Here is a 7,252-nt window from a genome sequence, read left to right as displayed (position 1 = left end):
TCTAACAATGGTGAATTTATCTTAAAATATACTCATCACTGATGAACAGTGTTCAATAAGATGCGTTCCCCCTGCCCTGCTGTGCAAAGTGGTTTAGAGGCATTCGAGAGAATTGATGTACTCGTGAACAACGCGGGGTATGGATTAATGGGCGCGATTGAGGAAGTGAGCGATCAGCAAATTCGCAACCAATTTGAAACCAATGTCTTTGGTCTTTTGAATGTGACTCGCGTAGTCATCCCCCTTCTCAGACAACAAGGTTCCGGTCATATCTTGAACATTTCTTCAGTGGGCGGACGGATGACAGTGCCAAGACTGGGACTTTATCATGCCTCTAAATTTGCAGTTGAAGGTCTTTCAGAGTCCCTCGCGCAGGAACTTAAACCATTTGGTATCAAGGTTATAGTCATTGAGCCAGGAGGCTTTGCTACTGACTTTGAAGACCGTTCTTTAATTTCAGCTCATCCGATGCCAGAGTACGATTTCCTTCGAGAGCAAATGGCTAAGTATTCCGCTGAATCTGTTCGTGGTGATGCAGCGATGGGTGTTCAGGCAATGTTGAAAGTTGTGGAATTACCTGACCCACCCATTCACCTAGCGATCGGTCCCAGAGCATTGCCGAGGCTTATCCAAAAACTTTCTTCAGATATCGAAGAATATCAGCGATTTGAAGATATCTGGCAGGCTTCCACCGCCAATGCGAAGCAGGGAATAGGGCTTTCCTAAATCACTCATATTTACACTCAAAAGAGAAACATCATGATTAAGCTTTACGGTCACGAAATGTCTGGTAACAGCTACAAACCAAGACTGTTGCTGGAACTGTTAAACATCGAATATGAATGGGTCAAAGTGGATGTGATGAAAGGCGAACAAAAATCGCCGGAATATCTTGCCCTCAATCCATTTGGTCAAGTTCCTCTGTTGATCGATGGCGATACCAAACTAGCGGATGCTCAAGCTATTTTGGTGTACTTGGCGCGGCAGTATGGCGGCGATAGTTGGCTCCCGTTGGATGCACTCCCGTTGGCTCAAGTCGTTCGCTGGCTATCGACAACTGCTGGAGAAATTCGCCAGGGCCCTGAACATTCCCGACTTTATTATTTGTTTGGGGTTACCAACATCAATATCGAACGGGCACACCAGCAAGCAAAGAATATCCTGACTCAATTAGACCAACATTTGAGTACGCGAAACTGGTTAGAATTCGATCGCCCGACGATCGCCGATATCGCAGTTTTTCCCTACGTTGCTCTGGCGGACGATGGCAAGATCGACCTCGCACCCTATCCCAACGTCCTGAGTTGGATCGATCGCATCAAACAACTCCCTGGCTATATCCCAATGGCAGGAATGTAGGTGAACCAACACATCTTAAGAAGAGAGGTAACACATGGCAATCCCAGGCTGGACAAGAACCGAATCGCCGTTTCATGCGGGTGAACTAGCAATTCAAGGCCGAATGGGCACACAGGCGAAGATGGATAGGCAAGGACGACAAATGATTCGGGAATATCTGCCCGATCAGTTTCGGCAGTTCTTCCCCCAACTTCCTTACATAATTGTGGGCACGGTGGATGCGACAGGTAGCCCCTGGGCTTCAATTCTGGTAGGGGAACCGGGCTTTTTGTCTTCACCAGACGATCGCACCTTGCAGGTTGCCGCCAAGCCCCTGTTTGGCGATCCTCTCACAAATACTCTTGCCGATCGCATCGATATCGGCTTGCTCGGAATTGAACTCCATACCCGTCGTCGCAATCGTGTGAATGGTACTGTCACAGCAATTGACTCGGATCGCTTTGAGGTGCAAGTGGGACAAAGCTTTGGCAACTGTCCCAAATATATTCAAGCTCGGATGTTTGAGCTAATTGAGCAAGATTCAGCAACACCGCGATCGATCCATCAATTCCAAATGCTTGGATCGGAAGAACGGGCCGCGATCGCGATCGCTGACACCCTCTTCATTGCAACCGCTTATCAAAACACATCGGCGGGCATTGCTAGTGGGGTAGATGTTTCTCATCGCGGTGGCAAACCAGGCTTTGTGCGGCTAGACGATGACTATACACTGACCGTTCCCGACTTCTCTGGTAATTGTCAATTTAATACCTTTGGCAACCTAGAGTTAAATCCTCGTGCAGGACTACTATTTGTGGATTTTGAGCGGAGCAACCTGCTTTACCTTACTGGCACAGCCGAAGTGATTTGGGAAGGGGCCCAAATCAATGACTACGAGGGAGCAGAGCGATTGTTTCGCTTCCACCTCGATCGTGGTTATCGGGTAGAGGGCAGTCTCCCACTGCGCTGGTCATCGCCAGCATTCTCACCTTTCCTAGATCCCACAGGTTCTTGGTGAGGGAATGGCTTATTTAATCTTGTTAGTGTCACGAAGTTTTCGCCACCAAGAAACTTAATTTTTTAAAGCCTTACAGCAAAAGTATTTCACAATTGCAATTTGCCAGTGCCGAAAACTTCTTGACACTAACCAATCTTGATTAACTTATCTACAAACCAACTTTTATGGAAGCTAAACTCCCTCTCCCACCATTTACCGTAGAAACTGCCTTAGCGAAAGTACAAATTGCTGAAGATGTCTGGAATACCCGCGATCCAGAGCGAGTTGCCCTAGCATACACCGAAGATTCTGAGTGGCGGAATCGATCGGAGTTTCTGAATGGACGAACCGCGATCAAAGCATTTCTCAAACACAAATGGGAGAAAGAACTAGACTATCGCCTGAAAAAAGAGCTTTGGTGCTTTATGGATAATCGGATTGCGGTGCGATTTGAATATGAGTGGCACAATGATTCTGGCTTCTGGTATCGCTCCTATGGTAATGAAAACTGGGAATTTGCTGATAACGGTCTAATGATGCGTCGATTTGCCTGCATTAATGATTTACCCATCCAAGAATCTGAACGAAAGTTTCGCACGTAAGGATTCAGGTCTAAGATTGGGGAATAAGAGAAGGCATAAATAAGTCACAAGGTAAGGATTCAGGTAAGATAACTTCTTGCTGGGGAAAGACTTTAGCTCTGTAGCTTGATGCTAAATTAATCTTTATTGTCAACAATACTTCGGACAGTTTTTTAAAGCCTCTGTAAGCTTTATAGTGCAAGCCTTCGCATTTTTAATCTTTTTTTCAAACTTAAGGCTAAACTTAAACTTTAAAAAAATAGTATATACTATAGCCAGTATGGGTTTTAGGTATTTAATTAAGCATAAAACTGTCCGAAGTATTGGTCAATAGATGAGAAAAAAATGTGATTTATCGTCATAAGAGTGACAGTGCATAGATATAGACAAAAGCCCTTACTTTGCCATGAAAACCTTGCCAGAAAAGCGTTACATCTGCCACTTTTTCGACTTGAATCCTTACGTTTCAAGCTCTGTTTAGCTAAAAACGCTTAAATTTAAACGTGCTTTGATAGATTGCGGATATGTCTATCCAGACTGGCAATCAGAACTCTAAAATTCTTAACGTAATCGCACAGCTCGGTACGCACAGAATTACTGAATAGGGCGAATGAGTGAATTTTGGCCCATCTTTTTTTAGCTCAAGTTTCGCTCTTAGGCTACAGATAAGGCTTTTGACGGAATTTTCACCGCATTAACCTGTCCGGTGAACAATCGCAAGCATGGTTTTGGAACAAAAAAGGTGGAGTGGCAACACTCCCTCAACTCTACCTCTCGGCTTTACTCTAGAAACCGGGTTTCTTGCTGCGAGCTTTAGTTTCCTGGCGCGACGACTTTTTCTAGTTTCCCGGCATCTGAGCGTAATTCCACGCGAGATGTTTCAAAAATCCGTCTTTATGCTGAACTTACAGCTCTTTGGCGGCCTAGAATATGTAAGTTAGTGCTTACATTAATTGAAATGAGTAGAACGAATCGAAGTGCAGCAGAAACCCGCGATCGCCTGTTGAAAGCCGCGATTGAAGTTTTCTCTACAGCAGGCTACGTTGGAGCGACAACTCGTGAAATTGCTCGTGTTGCAGATGTGAGTGAAGTCACTTTGTTTCGCCGCTTTCAGAGCAAAGAGCAAGTGTTGAGTGCGGTTGCCCACCACGTTACAGCATTGCGGACGGAGGCGTTGGCGCATCAAGACGAATGGACTTATGATCTAGGCCGCGATCTCCTGCATTATGCAAAGCTCCACGACGAAATGCTGGAGGAGTACGAAGCTCTATTTCGGATGTTTATTGGTGAAGCTCACCGACATCCGATAGAAGCATTGGAGGTGCTTCAGGCATCATTTTTACCGCTACGTGAAAAACTAATTTCCTATCTACAAACCTGTGTTGAACGCGGCAGTATTCGTCCGAATGTTGACCTGCCACTGGCAGTAGATCAATTGACGGGAATGCTGCTATCTGGTATGATTCGCCGCCATGTTTCTCAAGTAAACCGGGGCTATAGCCGTAAACAATACATCGAAGGGTGTGTGGATTTATTTGTGCGGGGAGTTAGCACAGCAGCGTCTTCTGTAAGTCGTACTCCGTCTCCAGAATGAAGGTTCCTGACAATTTTCGTATGAATTTGGCATGGACAGATTAAAGCACCCTAACCCGTTGCGGTGCTGCGAAGCACCTGCCTCTTTGCGATCGCAAAAATAGAGACTAAAAATGAAACGCCCTCAAATACATAGTCATACAACTGAACCAGATTCTATTGATATTCAGGGTTTTACCGATTTGGAAGAGTCTGAGCCTCAACACCAACAAAACGCTCAACAAAACGCTCAACAAAAGCGAGCAAAACCATTAAAAAAATTGAAACAATCTGCCAGTGATGCAGCCGGGTACGTGCAGGGACCGCTCAAGTGGGCGATCGCCCTGACGGCTTCTTTAGGAGCAATTTTAGAAGTCATTGATACCAGCATTGTGAACGTTGCTTTAACAAATATGCAGGCGACATTAGACGCAACCGTGACCGAAATTGCTTGGGTCGTAACGGGTTACGCGATCGCCAACGTTGTGATGATTCCGCTCTCTGCTTGGTTGGGGGACTTCTTCGGCAAGAAAACCTACTTTGTCTTTTCCATGATCGGGTTCACAGCCGCCTCGGTGTTATGCGGTTTATCCATCAACCTGCCGATGCTAGTGGTAGCTCGAATTCTTCAAGGCTTTTGCGGAGGCGGACTGTTGGCAAAAGCGCAAGCGATTCTGTTTGAAACTTTTCCCCCTGCAGAACAGGGGTTAGCGCAGTCGGTGTTTGGAGTTGGGGTGATTTCAGGCCCGGCTATTGGCCCCACGCTAGGCGGCTATCTGACCGATACGTTAGGCTGGCGCTGGATTTTCTTTATCAATTTGCCGGTCGGTATTGTGGCTGTCATCATGGCGATCGTGTTTCTCCGACCTGACTCTGGGCAACAGGAACGGAGCCAGCAGAAAGTGGACTGGACAGGAATTGTACTGCTGTGTATTGCGGTAGGTAGTTTGCAAGGATTTTTGGAAGAAGGGGAAAAAGAAAACTGGTTTGAATCGGGTTTCATTACGCTCCTGGCGTTTTTGGCGGTTATGGGGCTGTGTCTGTTCATCTGGCGAGAACTCAGCACAAAATCACCAGCAGTTGACTTACGGGTTCTGCGACATAAATCCCTGGCAGCCGGTAGCCTTTACTCTGGTATTTTGGGCATGGGGTTATACGGAGCCTTGTTTGCTGTACCGCTGTTTGCTCAAGGCGTGCTGAAATTTTCGGCAATGCAAACCGGATTTCTACTCGCTCCTGGAGCTTTAGCGTCCGCCATCATAATGGTTTTATTGGGCAAAATTTCGACTAAGGTGGATGCCCGCATTTTAATTGCGCTGGGAGCCTGTGGAACGGCAGCCGTCATGTTCTCACTGGCAAAAATCACGCCCCAAACCGGAACTGATGATTTGTTTTGGCCCCTAATCTGGCGCGGTGCAAGTACGGTTTTGATGTTCCTGCCCCTGAGTTTGGCAACATTGGGTTCCATCCCCAAAGAAGATGTATCGGCTGGATCGGGCTTCTATAACTTGACTCGTCAGCTCGGTGGTAGTATTGGCATTGCTATTCTGACCGCATTACTGACTCGGCGAGAGGCTTTTCATCGAGCTATTTTGTTGGCAAAGTTAACGCCTTACGATCCAGAAACAACTGAGCGGCTCAATGCACTCACTGGTGTGTTTCAGAGTCGCGGTTCTGATGCCGCAACTGCCCAACAACAAGCCCTCGCCGCGCTCTCCCAATTAGTCAATACGCAGGCAGCCGTTCTATCCTACGCAGACATTTTTCGCTTTGTCGGCATTATCTTTCTCTGCTCGTTGCCATTGCTGCTGTTTCTCGGCAAGGGAGGCACTGGAGCCAAAGCACCTGCTGTTCACTAATTGTTTGATTTTAATTCTGTAACGATGAAGCGGACTTTCGTAGCGGACGAAGCTAGTAAAGTGTTGCAGGAGCAGGATTGCAGCACTACTTCACGGCTTCCTGAACCAGAGCGCTCGAAGGCGTTGGCGAGGGTGATGGCGCTACTGAGCAATCGGGGAAGCAGTGAAGTAGAGCGAGTTATTGAAGCGATCGCCCTGCTGAACACCAGATTGGTCACTTGGATGAGATTTTAAGGGAGGCGGCAATTAAGTCTCTATCCAGAGGGTTGAGGTTGAAAGGTTATGGGAAATGCTGCCGCCAATGGGAGGGCCTGAAGTGCGAAATAAGTCTGTGTGGAAGTGCGATGGCGATCGCCATCGTCAATCAGCTTAAGCTTTTAGCTTAGTGTTCCCAGTGTGAAGCACGATTTAAGATGTCTGCATTGTGGGAGAATGGGAGATGCGATCGCTGTCGAACAACATTTTGAGAATTAGCTGCATATCAAAAATCAACTTAATAGCTTAATTTATATGGGCAATCTATATACATAGTTAGCTCTTAAAAACCACAATTTACAAATATAAGTCGCTATAGATTGAAGATAGAGGGGCTGAAAGAATACTGAAGCATGGATAAAAAGCAACTCTCTGAACGCGACATTTGCACTAAATACATTACTCCTGCCTTAGAAGGTGCGGGATGGGATATCGAAACGCAAGTCCGAGAGGAATTTTCCATCACAAATGGACGCATCATTGTTCGCGGAAAACTGCACACACGCGCCAAGAATAAGCGTGCTGATTAAGTTCTTTTTTACAAGCCTAATATGCCGATCGCTTGTCTAGTAGGTAAGGATTCAGGTCTAAGATTGGGGAATTAAAGAAGGCATAAATAAGTCACAAAAATGGGCAGATATAGCATCACG

8 protein-coding genes are annotated in these 7,252 nt (G+C 46.4%); all 8 read left to right on the top strand.

What is annotated here, in order from left to right; genetic code table 11:
* The first annotated feature begins 60 nt into the window (after window positions 1-60).
* The 8 genes from QUB52_RS28215 to QUB52_RS28180 all read left to right on the top strand — a co-directional run bounded on the left by QUB52_RS28215 (window position 61) and on the right by QUB52_RS28180 (window position 7,132).
* Window positions 61-726, top strand: coding sequence for an SDR family NAD(P)-dependent oxidoreductase (locus QUB52_RS28215; protein WP_332975573.1), 666 nt, complete (start codon window positions 61-63; stop codon window positions 724-726).
* Between the two features lie 33 nt (window positions 727-759).
* A complete protein-coding gene (locus tag QUB52_RS28210) occupies window positions 760-1,359 on the top strand; it encodes a glutathione S-transferase family protein (RefSeq protein WP_332975568.1) in 600 nt (199 codons plus the stop codon).
* Window positions 1,360-1,393: 34 nt separating this feature from the next.
* Window positions 1,394-2,356, top strand: a complete 963-nt coding sequence (locus QUB52_RS28205) for a pyridoxamine 5'-phosphate oxidase family protein (RefSeq protein WP_332975569.1) — start codon at window positions 1,394-1,396, stop codon at window positions 2,354-2,356.
* A gap of 164 nt (window positions 2,357-2,520) precedes the next feature.
* Window positions 2,521-2,937 (top strand): nuclear transport factor 2 family protein, encoded by a 417-nt coding sequence (locus tag QUB52_RS28200; RefSeq protein WP_332975570.1) that lies wholly within the window; start codon window positions 2,521-2,523, stop codon window positions 2,935-2,937.
* Window positions 2,938-3,874: 937 nt separating this feature from the next.
* Window positions 3,875-4,510, top strand: coding sequence for a TetR/AcrR family transcriptional regulator (locus QUB52_RS28195; protein WP_332975571.1), 636 nt, complete (start codon window positions 3,875-3,877; stop codon window positions 4,508-4,510).
* Between the two features lie 112 nt (window positions 4,511-4,622).
* Window positions 4,623-6,347: a DHA2 family efflux MFS transporter permease subunit gene (locus QUB52_RS28190; protein ID WP_332975572.1), complete on the top strand. Its 1,725-nt coding sequence runs from the start codon at window positions 4,623-4,625 to the stop codon at window positions 6,345-6,347.
* Between the two features lie 24 nt (window positions 6,348-6,371).
* Window positions 6,372-6,581 (top strand): hypothetical protein, encoded by a 210-nt coding sequence (locus QUB52_RS28185; RefSeq protein ID WP_332976323.1) that lies wholly within the window; start codon window positions 6,372-6,374, stop codon window positions 6,579-6,581.
* A 374-nt stretch (window positions 6,582-6,955) separates the two neighbouring features.
* Window positions 6,956-7,132 carry a hypothetical protein gene (locus tag QUB52_RS28180; protein ID WP_265237061.1) on the top strand — a complete coding sequence of 59 codons (177 nt, stop codon included), beginning with the start codon at window positions 6,956-6,958 and terminating at the stop codon, window positions 7,130-7,132.
* The last annotated feature ends 120 nt before the right edge of the window (window positions 7,133-7,252 follow it).

Origin of the sequence: Microcoleus sp. A6-C6 (assembly GCF_036705955.1) — a bacterium.
Classification (GTDB): Bacteria; Cyanobacteriota; Cyanobacteriia; order Cyanobacteriales; family Microcoleaceae; genus Microcoleus.
Note: the sequence above shows the minus strand (reverse complement) of the source record. Positions and strands in the feature narration are given on the sequence as shown.